Source organism: Pseudomonas sp. GW821-FHT09C10 (assembly GCF_059418085.1).
The window spans coordinates 761,204-775,101 of sequence record NZ_JBWKPE010000001.1 but is presented as its reverse complement, the minus strand read 5'-3'; the positions used below and the strand labels follow the sequence as shown (position 1 = coordinate 775,101).

At 62.8% G+C, this 13,898-nt stretch carries 12 protein-coding genes; 5 read left to right on the top strand and 7 right to left on the bottom strand.

What is annotated here, in order from left to right; genetic code table 11:
* Positions 1-168: 168 nt before the first annotated feature.
* Positions 169-2,778 (bottom strand): bifunctional aconitate hydratase 2/2-methylisocitrate dehydratase, encoded by a 2,610-nt coding sequence (acnB, locus tag AC07OT_RS03580; protein WP_065942045.1) that lies wholly within the window; start codon positions 2,776-2,778, stop codon positions 169-171.
* Positions 2,779-3,174: 396 nt separating this feature from the next.
* On the opposite strand from acnB, the gene AC07OT_RS03575 reads away from it, so the two are divergent.
* Entirely contained in the window at positions 3,175-3,645 is a 471-nt protein-coding gene (locus AC07OT_RS03575) for a DUF1289 domain-containing protein (protein ID WP_065928006.1), read from the top strand.
* A 34-nt stretch (positions 3,646-3,679) separates the two neighbouring features.
* On the opposite strand, the gene AC07OT_RS03570 is transcribed toward AC07OT_RS03575, so the two are convergent.
* Entirely contained in the window at positions 3,680-4,543 is an 864-nt protein-coding gene (locus AC07OT_RS03570) for a universal stress protein (protein ID WP_027608548.1), read from the bottom strand.
* A gap of 148 nt (positions 4,544-4,691) precedes the next feature.
* Between AC07OT_RS03570 and AC07OT_RS03565 the strand changes: the two genes are divergently transcribed.
* A complete protein-coding gene (locus tag AC07OT_RS03565) occupies positions 4,692-5,294 on the top strand; it encodes a MiaE family protein (RefSeq protein WP_027608547.1) in 603 nt (200 codons plus the stop codon).
* Here AC07OT_RS03565 and AC07OT_RS03560 read toward each other — a convergent pair.
* Positions 5,250-6,449, bottom strand: a complete 1,200-nt coding sequence (locus AC07OT_RS03560) for an MFS transporter (RefSeq protein ID WP_495107494.1) — start codon at positions 6,447-6,449, stop codon at positions 5,250-5,252. The genes AC07OT_RS03565 and AC07OT_RS03560 overlap by 45 nt on opposite strands.
* Before the next feature lie 157 nt (positions 6,450-6,606).
* On the opposite strand from AC07OT_RS03560, the gene AC07OT_RS03555 reads away from it, so the two are divergent.
* Positions 6,607-7,314, top strand: a complete 708-nt coding sequence (locus AC07OT_RS03555) for a response regulator (protein ID WP_065928008.1) — start codon at positions 6,607-6,609, stop codon at positions 7,312-7,314.
* Positions 7,315-8,592, top strand: coding sequence for an ATP-binding protein (locus tag AC07OT_RS03550; protein WP_065942047.1), 1,278 nt, complete (start codon positions 7,315-7,317; stop codon positions 8,590-8,592).
* 75 nt (positions 8,593-8,667) lie between these two features.
* On the opposite strand, the gene AC07OT_RS03545 is transcribed toward AC07OT_RS03550, so the two are convergent.
* From AC07OT_RS03545 to AC07OT_RS03530, 4 genes are all read right to left on the bottom strand, one after another.
* Positions 8,668-9,459: a MipA/OmpV family protein gene (locus tag AC07OT_RS03545; protein ID WP_495107493.1), complete on the bottom strand. Its 792-nt coding sequence runs from the start codon at positions 9,457-9,459 to the stop codon at positions 8,668-8,670.
* A 19-nt stretch (positions 9,460-9,478) separates the two neighbouring features.
* Entirely contained in the window at positions 9,479-11,302 is a 1,824-nt protein-coding gene (locus AC07OT_RS03540; RefSeq protein WP_495107492.1) for a serine hydrolase domain-containing protein, read from the bottom strand.
* Between the two features lie 94 nt (positions 11,303-11,396).
* Positions 11,397-11,885, bottom strand: a complete 489-nt coding sequence (locus AC07OT_RS03535) for a GFA family protein (RefSeq protein ID WP_495107491.1) — start codon at positions 11,883-11,885, stop codon at positions 11,397-11,399.
* 33 nt (positions 11,886-11,918) lie between these two features.
* Complete coding sequence (locus AC07OT_RS03530) at positions 11,919-12,809, bottom strand: LysR family transcriptional regulator (protein ID WP_495107490.1); 891 nt, start codon at positions 12,807-12,809, stop codon at positions 11,919-11,921.
* A gap of 248 nt (positions 12,810-13,057) precedes the next feature.
* Here AC07OT_RS03530 and AC07OT_RS03525 point away from each other — a divergent pair, with 248 nt between their 5' ends.
* Positions 13,058-13,876, top strand: coding sequence for an HTD2 family dehydratase (locus tag AC07OT_RS03525; RefSeq protein WP_495107489.1), 819 nt, complete (start codon positions 13,058-13,060; stop codon positions 13,874-13,876).
* Positions 13,877-13,898 lie beyond the last annotated feature (22 nt).

Below are 13,898 nucleotides of genomic sequence, written 5' to 3'. Positions count from 1 at the left end.
TGTGGTTGAAGGTATAAGGTCGCTTGGCGCGGTCAAAACTGTGGGAGGGGGCTTGCCCCCGATAGCGGTGGGTCAGTAGCAAAGGGATCAACTGAATGTGTTGGTATTCCAGGCATAAAAAACGCCGCGTACCTTGCGATACGCGGCGTCCTTCACATCAACACACCGTTAAGCTTGAATCACCGGGATGTTGGCGCTTGCTGCGATTTTGCGGAACTCGGCGATCTGGTCGAAGTTCAGGTAGCGGTAGACGTCACTGGCCATGGTGTCCAGTTTCGCTGCGTAGCCCATGTACTCTTCGACGGTCGGCAGGCGACCCAGGGTGGAGGCGACTGCCGCCAGCTCAGCCGAAGCCAGGTAGACGTTCGCGCCGTCACCCAGGCGGTTCGGGAAGTTACGGGTCGACGTCGATACCACGGTCGAGTTCGGCTCTACACGTGCCTGGTTACCCATGCACAGCGAGCAGCCCGGCATTTCCATGCGCGCGCCAGCCTTGCCGTAGATGCCGTAGTAGCCTTCTTCGGTCAACTGGTGAGCGTCCATCTTGGTCGGCGGCGACAGCCACAGACGAGTTGGCAACTGACCCTTGACCTGCTCCAGCAACTTACCGGCAGCACGGAAGTGACCGATGTTGGTCATGCACGAACCGATAAACACTTCGTCGATCTTCTCGCCGGCAACGCTGGACAGCAGACGGGCATCGTCCGGGTCGTTCGGTGCGCAGAGGATCGGCTCGTTGATTTCGGCCAGGTCGATCTCGATGATTTCGGCGTATTCCGCGTCGGCATCGGCTTCCATCAGTTCCGGGTTGGCGACCCAGGCTTCCATCGCTTGAGCACGACGTTCCAGGGTACGGGCATCGCCGTAGCCTTCGCCGATCATCCAGCGCAGCAGGGTGATGTTGGAGTTCAGGTACTCGGTGACGGATTCTTTCGACAGCTTGATGGTGCAACCGGCAGCCGAACGTTCGGCCGAGGCGTCGGAGAGCTCGAAAGCCTGCTCCAGCGTCAGGTCGTTCAGGCCTTCGATTTCCAGGATGCGGCCGGAGAAGGCGTTTTTCTTGCCTTTCTTCTCTACGGTCAGCAGGCCAGCCTGGATCGCGTAGTAAGGAATGGCATGAACCAGGTCACGCAGGGTGATGCCAGGTTTCATCTTGCCTTTGAAGCGCACCAGGATCGATTCCGGCATGTCCAGCGGCATGACGCCGGTGGCTGCGGCGAACGCGACCAGACCGGAACCGGCCGGGAACGAGATGCCCATCGGGAAACGGGTGTGGGAGTCACCACCGGTACCGACGGTATCCGGCAGCAGCATGCGGTTCAGCCAGCTGTGGATGATGCCGTCGCCTGGACGCAGCGATACACCGCCACGGGTCATGATGAAGTCAGGCAGGGTGTGGTGGGTGGTCACGTCGATCGGCTTTGGATACGCCGCGGTGTGGCAGAAGGACTGCATCACCAGGTCGGTCGAGAAGCCCAGGCACGCCAGGTCTTTCAGTTCGTCACGGGTCATCGGACCGGTGGTGTCCTGGGAACCCACGGTGGTCATCTTCGGTTCGCAGTAGGTACCTGGACGAACGCCTTTGCCTTCCGGCAGGCCACACGCCTTGCCGACCATCTTCTGGGCCAGGGTGAAACCCTTGCCCGTGTCGACCGGTGCTTCAGGCAGCTTGAACAGGTCGGTAGGGCCCAGGCCCAGCTCGGCGCGCGCCTTGTCGGTCAGGCCACGGCCGATGATCAGCGGGATACGGCCGCCGGCGCGAACTTCGTCGAGCAGGACCGGGGTCTTCATTTCGAAGGTGGTCAGGACTTCGTCGGTGCCGTGTTTGCAGACTTTGCCAGCATGAGGGTACAGGTCGATCACGTCGCCCATGTTCATGTTGGTCACGTCGAATTCGATCGGCAGTGCGCCGGCATCTTCCATGGTGTTGTAGAAGATGGGAGCGATCTTGCTGCCGAAGCAGAAGCCGCCGGCGCGCTTGTTCGGCACGTAGGGAACGTCGTCGCCGAAGAACCACAGTACCGAGTTGGTCGCGGATTTACGCGAAGAACCGGTACCGACCACGTCACCGACGTAGGCGATCGGGAAGCCTTGGCCGCGCATTTCTTCGATCTGCTTCATCGGGCCGGTCTTGCCTTGCTCGTCCGGCACGATGCCTTCACGTGCCATTTTCAGCATGGCCAGGGCGTGCAGCGGGATGTCAGGGCGGGACCAGGCGTCCGGGGCAGGGGACAGGTCGTCGGTGTTGGTTTCGCCGGTGACCTTGAACACGCGCAGGCTGATCTTGTCGGCCAGGGTCGGACGGTTGCGGAACCACTCGCCGTCAGCCCAGGACTGGATCACGGCTTTGGCGTGCGCGTTGCCGTTGCGGGCTTTTTCGGCAACGTCGTGGAACGCATCGAACATCAGCAGGGTGTGCTTGAGTTGGGCAGCCGCGACAGGCGCCAGCTCGGCGTCGTCCAGCAGCTCGACCAACGTCACGATGTTGTAGCCGCCCTGCATGGTGCCGAGCAGTTCAACCGCGCGTTTCTTGTCGATCAGGGGGGAAGTGGCTTCGCCCTTGGCCAGGGCAGATAGGAAACCGGCCTTGACGTAGGCAGCTTCGTCAACGCCCGGTGGAATGCGGTTGGTGATCAGGTCAACGAGGAATTCTTCTTCGCCAGCCGGAGGATTCTTCAGCAGCTCAACCAGGCCTGCGGTTTGTTCGGCATTAAGCGGCTGGGGAACGATACCCAGTGCTGCACGCTCTTCGATATGTTTGCGGTAGGCTTCAAGCACAGTTATTACCCTCATCAGTGGTCCCACGGGACGCTCATCCAGAAATGAACGGCACGCATGCGCTCGGGGGCTTTTTGGGCCGCAAAGCCAGCGCTGCCGGCATTCCTTACAGAAGCTGCTTTCAAAGTTTTACGCCTGCAGAACGGAGCTGATGAGGGTTGGCGCTGATCATTACCTACCGGGTAATAACCATCGCCAACACCGTTCTGAAGGAACGACTGTGCTCGTGACGCTTTGAAAACAGCTTCCAGCGGATTATTGGCGCCTTACAAGGCCGGATGATTCTACGGCAAAAAATTTCTAAAGGTAAGTTGCATCACCAAGTTTGCTGGGTGATCAACCTTAGACAAAGGGCTAACATGGCGCACTGTTTCGCTGATTTGCGTGTCGTTGCCCATGTCCAACCAAACCATCAAGACCCCCTGCGTCGGCCTGTGCTCCACGGTCTACGGCGATCTCGTGTGCCGTGGCTGCAAGCGTTTCCACCACGAAGTGATCCAGTGGAATGGCTATAACGAAGAAGAAAAACGCGCGGTCTGGCTGCGGCTGGAGCAACTGTTGGTGCAGGTGATGGCCGGCAAGCTCGAAATTTTCGACCCCAAGACCCTGCGCGGCCAACTGGAGCAACGCAAGATCCGTTTCGTGCCGCACCAGTCCGAGTACTGCTGGGCGTACCAGCTGATTGCCCGCGGCGCGCGGGTGATCAATAACCTGGAAGCGTACGGCATGGTGCTGTTGCCGGAGTTTCGCGACTGGGCCTTGCCGGAACTGCGCGATGCCATCGACCGTGAGTTCTTTATCCTCTCCGAGGCGCATTACCAGCGCTATATCGCCCCGGGGTTCCTGAGAGACGCGCTGGCTGACTGACAACACACATCCAACTGTGGGAGGGGGATCGGCGTCAGGCCTTGGTCGCCAGTTCCTCCAGGTGATCCATCAATGTCTGCGGCTTGAGCACCAGTACATCACTGTCCACCGCGTCCAGGATCACCTCCGCCGTATTACCGATCAACGCTCCGGAAATGCCGGTGCGCCCCACGGTGCCGATGATGGTCACGGCCGCTTTCAATGTGTGGGCCAGGTGGGGGATCAATACATCCGCCGGGCCCTCCTCGACATGCAGGTGCGCGTCATCCACATCGAATTCCGCCTGGAACGCCTTGCACTGCTCGCGATAACGCGCCTCGATGGTTTCCTTGAGCTGGAACGTCGGGTCCGCCGCCGACAACATCGGCGACGGATGGGCGCTGATCACATGCAACTGCGCCTTGGCCAGGCTGGCGATGTCGAAGCCGTGGTCGATGATCGCGTGATGCAGCTCGCGGTGTTCCCCGTCGTTGTTGCCCACATCGATCGCCGCCAGAATCACCCCGCCCGCCCAAGGCGTGGACGTCTTGACCAGCAACACCGGCGTCGGGCACAAGCGCAACAGCTTCCAGTCCGCCGGCGTCAGCAGGGCCTTTTTGAGCGGGCTGTCGGGAAAGTGCTGCTTGATCACCAGCCCACAGCCTTCGGCCTGCTGCACGTCGATAATGGTGTCATGCAGGCTTTCATTCCACGCCTGCTCGGTGGTCACGCTGTAACCGTCCTCCTGCAAGCCGGCCTTGAGCAGGCTCAACAGCGCCGAATGCTCGTGTTTCTTGTCGCAGACCAGCAAGTGCAGGTGCGCGCCGGTAACCCCGGCGATCAGCTTGGCGCGCTTGAGGGCCAGGCTTTCCGAGTGCGCGGGCTCGATGACCACCAGGATGCTGCGAATGGCTTGCATGATCGGATCTCCAAAAGGGTGGGCGTGGAACAACTATAGTTGCTGCCCGCCAGACGTCATGTTGATGCACATCAAGGCCGGTGGCTGGTGGTCTGCGGTGCGGTGGGTATAATCGGCGGCCTTTTGTGATCCTTTGCCCGTGAGCCCGATGAACCTGCCCGAAATCCACGAATTCCTCGGTTGCCGAACCCCCGACGCCTGGGTGCAGGCCGCATTGGCCGATCAGGACACCCTGTTGATCGACCACAAGAACTGCGAATTCAAAGCGGCCAGCACCGCCCTGAGCCTGATCGCCAAGTACCACGCCCATGTTGACCTGATCAATATGATGTCGCGGCTGGCCCGGGAAGAACTGGTGCACCATGAGCAGGTCATGCGCCTGATCAAGAAGCGCAAGGTCGAATTGCGCCAACTGCACGCCGGGCGCTATGCCTCCGGTTTGCGCAAGGTGGTGCGCAGCCACGAACCGGTCAAACTGGTGGATACCCTGGTGGTCGGCGCCTTTATCGAAGCCCGCAGTTGCGAGCGTTTCGAAGCCCTGGTGCCGCATTTGGACGAAGAACTCGGCAAGTTCTACTTCGGCCTGCTGAAAAGCGAGGCGCGGCACTTCCAGGGTTACCTGAAGCTGGCCTACCAGTACGGCGACGCCAAGGACATCGCCCAGGTGATCGAGCGGGTGAGGGCGGCCGAGCAGGAACTGATCGAATCACCCGATATCGAGTTCCGCTTTCACAGTGGCGTGCCAGCCTGAGGCCACGGCCACGCCGATCAAGGCGGTGATCCCGGTCAGCAGCAGGATCACCGTTTGCGTGCCCAACGGCGCCGCCAGCAGTGCAATCGCCAGGCCGGCCAGCGGCTGCGGCAGGTTGTTGAGCAAGGTGATCACGCCCACGGTCTTGCCGAAGTCCTGCACCGGAATGACCCGCTGGCGGGTGCTGCGCAGGTACACGTTGAACATCTTGTCGAAGCCGGTGACCAGCAGGAAGCCCAGGGTGTATGCCCACAGGTTGGGACTGACCGCCATGATCAACGCGCCGGCGCCGATCATCGAGTAAGACAGCCCGCCCAGCACTTTCAAGGGCAGGGCGGCGCGCGCCAGGTAAAACAGAATCGCAATGGTCACCCCCGCGCCGGCCGCCTGCAGCAGGGCATAGGTGTCCTTGTCGGCGGCGTACAGCCCGGTGACCATGGCGGCGGAGGTGGCCAGCGTCACCCCGATGATCAGGTTCACACCGACCGCCAGGGTAATGATCCGCTTCAGGTCCGCCAGGTTACGGATATGCCCGAAGGCGATGCGCAGCGGTTGCAGCCAGATGTCCCGGTGCTGCCGATGGGTGTCCAGGCTTGCCGTGGTTTTACGCTGCCAGGCCAGCATCGCCAGGTCTGCCAGCACAAATAGCCCGGCAATCCCCAGCACCACCCAATGCCAGGCCCACACCTCCAGCATCAGCGCAGCCACCAGCGGCCCCAGCACCAGGCCGCTCTGGTCGGCGATCTGCGAGTAGGAGAGGGTCTTGGCATAGCTGTACTGCTGGAAGACATGGGGCATCAGCACTTCGCGGGCCATGATGCCCTGGGTCGTCAGCACGCCGCACAACGCCGACAGCAGCACCAGCCAGTAGATACCGTCGAACATCCCATACAACGCCACCGCCACCACACAGGACAGTGCCCGGTAAACCTGGCTGATATGCAGGATGCGCACCGGCGAATACTTGTCGCACAACGCCCCGCACACCGGAAACGCGAGATAGCGCGGCAGTGACTCGACAAAGAAGGCCAGTCCGGCCCAGGACACGCTGTGGGTGGTCTGGAACACGATCAGCGGTACGATAAACAACAGGATCTGGTCCGCCAGCCGCGACAGGAACAGCGAAACGAAGAACGCCAGGTAATCCTTGCGCATACAACTCCCTGTGGATGGCGTTAAAAAGTGCGGGCTATTTGTTAAAAACTCTTAAAAGCATGAAGCTTCGTCGGCACCCACTGGCCAGTTGCTTTAGTTGCCCAGCTTGCCACCTATAATGCCCGCTCTTCAATCCGCCTTTGCACACTGAGAACTTATGGAAAACCTGGGTCTGGGCAAGGTCCTGCTCGTTGAGGACGACGAGAAGCTGGCAGGGCTGATCGCGCATTTTCTGTCACAGCATGGCTTTGAGGTCCGCGTGGTGCACCGTGGCGATGAAGCCCTGGCGGCGTTCCTCGACTTCAAACCCAAGATCGTCGTGCTCGACCTGATGCTGCCGGGCCAGAGTGGCCTGCATGTGTGCCGCGAAATCCGCACGGTGTCCGATACCCCCATTGTGATCCTCACTGCCAAGGAAGACGACCTGGACCACATTCTCGGCCTGGAGTCGGGTGCCGACGACTATGTGATCAAGCCGATCAAGCCGCCGGTACTGCTCGCACGCCTGCGCGCCCTGCAACGTCGCCAGGCGCCCGAGCCGACGGTGCGCGGCGCCCTCGCGTTCGGCCGCTTGGCGATTGACCGCAGTTGCCGGGTGGTCAGCCTGGGGGACGAGCAGATCGACCTCACCACCATGGAGTTCGAACTGCTGTGGTTGCTGGCCAGCAGCGCAGGCAAGATTCTTTCCCGCGACGACATTCTCAACCGCATGCGCGGCATCGCCTTCGACGGCCTCAACCGCAGCGTCGACGTGTACATCAGCAAGCTGCGCGGCAAGCTCAACGACAACCCCCGTGAGCCGGTGTGCATCAAGACCATCTGGGGCAAGGGTTATCTGTTCAATCCGTTTGCGTGGGAGGTCTAGATGCTGCGCCTGTTTCTGCGCCTGTATGTGATTCTGGCGATCGGCCTGGCGGGGGCGATCTGGCTGGTCAACTACACCTTCGACGAACTGCTCCCCGAAGCCAACGAGACCTACAACCGCGAAGCCATGCGTGGCCCGGCATACGGTTTGGTGGAGCAACTGCGGCCATTGCCCGTGGAGCAGCGCGCTGCCCGGCTGGCCGAGTTGCAGTCCCACTACGGCCTGCGCCTGAAGCTGGTGCAAAAGGATGCCCAGGCCCTCACCGAGCGCGAACAAAAGCTTCTGGAGCAGGGCTTGCTGGTGGTGCGCGGCGACTTCATGGAGTTTCTCACGGGCATCGACGGTGGCGCGCAACTGCTGGAAATCAAGCTGCCGGAAGAGCCCAAATGGTTATACCTGTGGGCCTACGGTTTTCTCGGGCTGTGCCTGGCCATCGTCCTGTATTTCTGGGTGCGCCCGCACTGGCGCGACCTGGAACATATCCGCCTGGCCGCGCAGCGCTTCGGCGACAACGACCTCGGCTCACGCATCCTGCTGCCGCGCAGCTCCACCGTGCGTGCGCTGGCCGGGCACTTCAACCAGATGGCCGAGCGCATCGAAAGCCTGATCGCCAACCAGCGCGAACTCACCAATGCGGTGTCCCACGAGCTGCGTACGCCGATTGCACGGTTATCGTTCGAACTCGACCAACTCAAGCAACAGGCCGACCCGCACCAGCGGGGCGAATTGATCGCCGATATGTACGCCGACCTCGGCGAGCTGGAGGAGATGGTGTCCGAGCTGCTCACCTACGCCAGCCTGGAGCGCGGCGCCACCCAGGTCACCCGCGAGCGCATCGAGGCCCACAGCTGGCTCGACAGCGTGATCGGCAGCGTCGCGCTGGAGGCGGAGGCGGCCGGCATCCAGTTGTCGCTGCGCACCTGCGAGGTCGACGTTATCCAGATCGAACCGCGCTTCATGGCCCGCGCCGTGATCAACCTGCTGCGCAATGCCATCCGTTATGCCGAGCGCCGGGTCGAGGTGTCGCTGGTGAAGTTCGGCGAGGGCTACGAAGTGCGTGTGTGTGACGACGGCCCCGGCGTGCCCGAGGAAGGCCGGGCCAGGATCTTCCAGCCCTTCATGCGCCTGGATGCCAGCCGCGACCGCCGCACCGGCGGCTTCGGCCTCGGCCTGGCGCTGGTGCAGCGGGTGTCGCAGTGGCATGGCGGGCACGTGCACGTGATGGATTCGGAGTGGGGCGGGGCGTCGTTTCGCATGACGTGGGCGTATGCCGAATAGGTATCCGGAGAATAATGGGAGGCAAATGTGGGAGGGGGCAAGCCCTCTCCCACATTTTCTGACAGGCTTACCCGGTCAAAAGGTGTATTCCAACACCCCCATCACCGAGGTCTGCAAGCGCCGCTCCACAATCGGGCTCTTGCCCGCGTCATCCGCCAGGTATTGCACATCCAGCAGGGTCGAGAACTGGGTGTGCTCGCTGATCGGCAGGCTCCACACCAGATTCATGCCATTGCTGATGTTGCCCGCACCGGCCTTGTAGGCCTTGAAGCGACTTTGCGCGGCCTGGTCGGTGGTCACGCCGTACCAGGTCTGCAGGTAATTGCGGTCACCAAAGTGACTGTTGAGGCTGGCATCGACCGATCCGTAGCGGCCGTCGTAGAGCGTGGTGCCCAGGCTCAGCTCCAGGTGGGTGAACGCCTTGCCGCTGTCTTTGTGGTCATCTTCCTTGAGCGCGTGTTCCAGGGTCGCGCCGGCAATCACGCCACCCAGGTTATAGCTGGCACTCAACCCCACTTGCGGGCGGGCCTTGATCTCGCCCATGCCCTTGAGCCGCTTCGAGCCGGCGTGCAGGCTTTGATTCTTGTCCTTGCGTGAATGGCTGGCACCGATGTAGGTGCTGAAGCTCAAGGCGTTGCCTTCATAGCCCCAGCCCAGGCCTTTGTCGGTGTCGAGGAATATCCCCCAGGGGCTGACGACTTTGCCGCCCAGCACCGGCGCGGTCATGCGTTCATCGCTGCCGCTGTAGCGGGGCACGTTGGCCATGCCGGCCTTGAGGCTGTATTGCCAGTCTTCGGCAATGGCGCGGTCGGCAGCGGCCAGCAGGCACAGTGAGGAGAGCGACAGGTACAGGGGGGTTGAGCGCATAAAGGGTTCCATATGGGGGTTAGAAGACCAAGGGGTTATGAGGGGAGCGGGTGCGTTTGAAGGCGTAGCCCGAAGCGCTGAGACCGTTGATCTGGCGGCTCACCGTATCGCCCAGGCCGTAGCCGTTACCGGCGAGGACGGCATGGGCGTTGTCGATCGGCAGCAGGATGTAGTCGGTCAGCGGTTCGTCGTGCAGTTGGCCGCGGATCACCAGGAAGCCGTCTTCCAGGCGCACGCTGATGCCGCTCAGGGGGGCGTCCGGCTCATGGGTGTTGAGAACTTGATAGGTGCCGATGGTGTCGGCCCAGGCCGAGGGCAAGGGCGGCGGCTCGACGCGCTCACCGATAGCCACGCGCTGGCCGTGGCTGCGGGCGGTGAGCATCTGGCGGCCTTGCACGCTGATCACGTCCAGTTGCACGCGGCCCAGTTCGCCGAGGTCCTTGAACCAGAAGCCGAGCACTTTCTTCTGCGCGCGCAACCAGCCGTCGTCGTCGCGCAATAATTCGAAGGTGTAGCCGGCCAACTCGCCCGACAGCCGCTGATCGTCATCCTTGATCCGGAACACGCCCCAGGCGGTGGCGTAGAAGCCGGCCAGGCGCTTGCGGTCGATGGCGGCCGGCACGTGGCGCAATTTCAGGCCGTGGCTCGGCGCCTGGCAATCGTCGGCGCAGACCGCGTGGCCGGTTTGCGCCTGGAGCAGCAGGCGCAGGGTGTCGGTGGCCAGGCCGGCCACCAGGTCTTCGGCGTTGCTGTCATTGGCCATGATGATCACGGCCAGTTGCTGGTCAGGCAGCAGGCTCAACTGCGCGGCAAAATCGTCGCCGCCACCGCTGTGCTGGTAGGTGCGTATACCGGGGCCGACGGGTTCGTCACCGCAGGGGGCGAGGAACCAGCCCAGGCCCATCTGGCAATCGAAGTCCAGCGCATTGCCGGTGTTCTGCTGGGTGAACATCGCGTCAATCGAAGCGCTGCCCAGCACGCGGTTGCCTTTGTAGACGCCTTGGGCGAACAGCATATGCACGTAATGCGCGAGGTCTTTCGGGCTGGCCCACAGGCCGCTGGCGGCGAGGTCGCGCACCGGGGCATCGGTACTGGCAACGCCGTCCGTATAGCCCAGGGCGCGGAACGCCTGCTGGCTGGCGGTGCCGACAAAACTCGACTGGTTCATTTCCAGCGGCTTGAGCAGGCTGTTTTGCAACTGGGCTTCAAAGCTTTTGCCGCTGCTGCGCTCGATGGCCGCGCCCACCAGGGCATAACCGAGGTTGGAATACGCCACCTGCGAGCCTGGCGGGCTGCTCAGCCAAACCCCCGACACGCGCATCGGCATCTGCCCCATGGCGTAGGTGCTGCGCAGGTCACGCAGGTGTTCACTGGGCAGGCCGGACTGGTGGCTGAGTAAACGCCGCAGGGTGACAGCGCGGTCGGCAGCGGCCTGGTCGTCATGAAAGCGCGAGCGCACGTAAAACTCGCGCAGGGTCTGCTGGATCGGCGCATCCAGCGCCAGCCGTTGTTGTTCCACCAATTGCAGCGCGGCCGTGGCGGTGAGCAGCTTGGAAATGCCACCGGCACGGAACGCGGTGTTGGGCGTGACCGGCACGCCCCGGGCCTTGTCGGCCAGGCCGAAGCCCTGGGCCCAGATCAGCTCCTGGCCATTGACCAGGGCAATCGACAGGCCGGCGATATGCTCTTGGGCAATCGCCCGGGGAATGCGCGCTTGCAGGTAGCGGATGATCGCGCCGTAGTCACCCTTCTGAATGGGCGGCGGTGCCGGCGGCTGCCCATGGCAACCGAGGCTGCCCAGCAGGCAACCCAGCAGCGGAATACCGCGCAATCTGCGAAACATGAGGAGCACCCGAATGGCTGTTTGGATGCTCGAATGCTAGGGAAGGGCCGTCCAACAATCTTTGCGAGCTTTGTCGGGAAACTGTCAAAGACTGTTAACGGCTTAGCCCATGGCGTTCATGCCACTGCGCGATGGATTCTTCGGGGTATTCATCAAACTGCAGGTCGCCCTTGCGCACGCTGACCTCGACCCACGGTGCCTTCGAGCCCAGCATCAGGTGCGTATGCGCCGGCGGCACCGGCAACGGCGTGTCGATGGCCGAGGCAAACGGGTGGATCAGCTCCGGCCACTCCGGGCTGAACAGCCATAGCGCACTGCCGCACTGCGAACAGAAATGCCGCTCGGCGCTACTCGAATGGGCGCGGCTGGCGCCCTCGGGTTTGAGCCGGGCGTGGTAGATCGAAATCTGTTTGCGCCCGCGCACTTGCAAGCTGTTGGCATCCCCGGCCAGGTTGATCGCATAACCGCCGCCGCCTTGGGTCTTGCGGCAGATCGAGCAATAGCAACGCTGGTAAGGGTACGGGTGGGCGCTGGTGAGGCTGAACGTCACGGCGCCGCAGTGGCAGGATCCTTCAAGCTGCATGGGAGGTTTCCTCTGGCAAGGTGACTTCTGAGCTTAGGTGCTTTCCGGCATCAACGTGGCAATCAATGCCCGTATGGTGCCGGGCAGTGCCTCAAGCTCCCTGACCAGAATACTGCGCTCGCGAATCGCCCACGGCTCATCCAGCGTCACCGCCACCAGTTGCATGGTGCGGCTGTGCCGTACGGCGGCGGACTCGGGGATGATGCCGATGCCCACGCCCGCTTCGACCATCCGGCAAATCGCCTCGAAGCTCGACACCTGGATACGCAGGGACAACTGTTTGCCCAGCCGCTCAACGTGTTCACGCAGGAAACTGAGCAAGGTGCTGCCCTCATGCAGGCCGATATGCTGATAGGCCAGGGTCTGCTCCAGGGTGACCGAGGCTTGATCGGCCAGGGCGTGGCCGACGGGCACCATCAGCACCAGTTTGTCGGTGCTGAAGTGCAGCACCTGCAATCCCGCCGCCTCCACGGGACCGGCGATGATGCCCATGTCACTGGTGCCATCCAGCACGCCGCGCACGATATCGCGGGACAAACGCTCCTGCAGGTCGACGGTCACGCCAGGGCGCTGGGAGAGGAAGCCGGCCAGCACCTCCGGGAGGAACTCGGTGACCGCCGTGGTGTTGGCGAAGATGCGGATATGCCCGGCGGAGTCCACGCCGTATTGGGTGAACTCACTCTTGAGGTAATCCACCTGGCGCATGATCAACCGCGCATGGTGCAGCAGCCGTTCGCCCGCCGGGGTGATCTCTACGCCACGGCTGTCACGGTACAGCAGGCGTGTGTCGAGCTGGCCTTCCAGCGCCTTGATCCGCGCACTCGCGGCGGCCGGCGAGAGGAACGCGCGCCTGGCGCCCTGGGTGAGGCTGGGGGATTCGGCGATATGGATAAACAGGCGCAGGTCGGCCAGGTCGAAGTGCATGCAAAACTCCAGGCTTGCGAAGACCTGTGGCGAGGGAGAGCTTGCTCCCGTTGGGGCGCGAAGCGGCCGCAAAAAACCAGGCCTGCTGCGCAGCCCAGCGGGAGCAAGCGCCCTCGCCACAAATGGTACGGTTTGGATTGCGGCGTTCAGCATAACCGAACGCTGGTTTATTGAAATGCAAATTCTCAGAACGGGCCGGCGCTTGCATGATCCGGGGCAGACACTCACTGCCCGAGGACCTGTACCCGATGAGCGCCACTGACTGGATCGGCCGAAGCGAAACCGCCCACGACCACCTGAGCCATAACCTGCTCAAACGCATTGCCGCCACCTTTGGCGAAGCCGTCCCCGAGCTGGGCGCGGACCTGCCGCCGCTGTGGCAGTGGTGCTTCTTCCAGGACCCGCTGCCGGAAAGCGCCCTTGGCGGCGACGGCCACCCGGCCCGTGGCGGCTTCCTGCCGCCGGCGGATAACCGCAATCGCATGTGGGCGGGCGGGCGTATCGAGTTCCTGCACCCGCTGCGGGCCGGCGAGGCGGCAACCCGCGTGTCGACCATCACCCAGGTCGAAGAAAAGACCGGCCGCAGCGGCTCGCTGTTGTTTGTCACCGTGCGTCATGACTATGCCCAGGACGGTCGCCTGGCGATCCGCGAAGAACAGGACATCGTCTACCGCGAGCCGACGCCGCCCAAGCCGGGCAGCGGCGAGGCCCAGGCCCAGGGCGATTGGCAGGAAACCATCGACCCCACGCCGACCCTGCTGTTTCGCTACAGCGCCGTGACCTTCAACGGTCACCGCATTCACTACGACTACCCCTATGTCACCGGCACCGAAGGCTACGCCGGGCTGGTGGTGCATGGCCCGCTGATCGCGACCTTGAGCCTGCGCGCGTTTTGCCGCGCCCATCCCGAAGCCAGCGTGCGGCGCTTTGCCTATCGCGGCGTGCGCCCGTTGATTGCGCCGCAGCCGTTTGCAGTGGGCGGTCGCATCAGTGACACCGGGGTGGCGGCGTTGTGGGCCGGGAATACCGATGGCCTGGCGCAAACCGCTGAAGTGCATTTCGAATAAGCCAAGAACAACAGGCGGAGAG

What these genes read in the sequence shown, in the direction of transcription:
- AC07OT_RS03575 (WP_065928006.1), top strand. Translation starts at nt 3,175, where the DNA reads ATGTCCAACCAAACCATCAAGACCCCCTGCGTCGGCCTGTGCTCCACG.
- AC07OT_RS03570 (WP_027608548.1), bottom strand. Translation starts at nt 4,543, where the DNA reads ATGCAAGCCATTCGCAGCATCCTGGTGGTCATCGAGCCCGCGCACTCG.
- AC07OT_RS03565 (WP_027608547.1), top strand. Translation starts at nt 4,692, where the DNA reads ATGAACCTGCCCGAAATCCACGAATTCCTCGGTTGCCGAACCCCCGAC.
- AC07OT_RS03560 (WP_495107494.1), bottom strand. Translation starts at nt 6,449, where the DNA reads ATGCGCAAGGATTACCTGGCGTTCTTCGTTTCGCTGTTCCTGTCGCGG.
- AC07OT_RS03555 (WP_065928008.1), top strand. Translation starts at nt 6,607, where the DNA reads ATGGAAAACCTGGGTCTGGGCAAGGTCCTGCTCGTTGAGGACGACGAG.
- AC07OT_RS03550 (WP_065942047.1), top strand. Translation starts at nt 7,315, where the DNA reads ATGCTGCGCCTGTTTCTGCGCCTGTATGTGATTCTGGCGATCGGCCTG.
- AC07OT_RS03545 (WP_495107493.1), bottom strand. Translation starts at nt 9,459, where the DNA reads ATGCGCTCAACCCCCCTGTACCTGTCGCTCTCCTCACTGTGCCTGCTG.
- AC07OT_RS03540 (WP_495107492.1), bottom strand. Translation starts at nt 11,302, where the DNA reads ATGTTTCGCAGATTGCGCGGTATTCCGCTGCTGGGTTGCCTGCTGGGC.
- AC07OT_RS03535 (WP_495107491.1), bottom strand. Translation starts at nt 11,885, where the DNA reads ATGCAGCTTGAAGGATCCTGCCACTGCGGCGCCGTGACGTTCAGCCTC.
- AC07OT_RS03530 (WP_495107490.1), bottom strand. Translation starts at nt 12,809, where the DNA reads ATGCACTTCGACCTGGCCGACCTGCGCCTGTTTATCCATATCGCCGAA.
- AC07OT_RS03525 (WP_495107489.1), top strand. Translation starts at nt 13,058, where the DNA reads ATGAGCGCCACTGACTGGATCGGCCGAAGCGAAACCGCCCACGACCAC.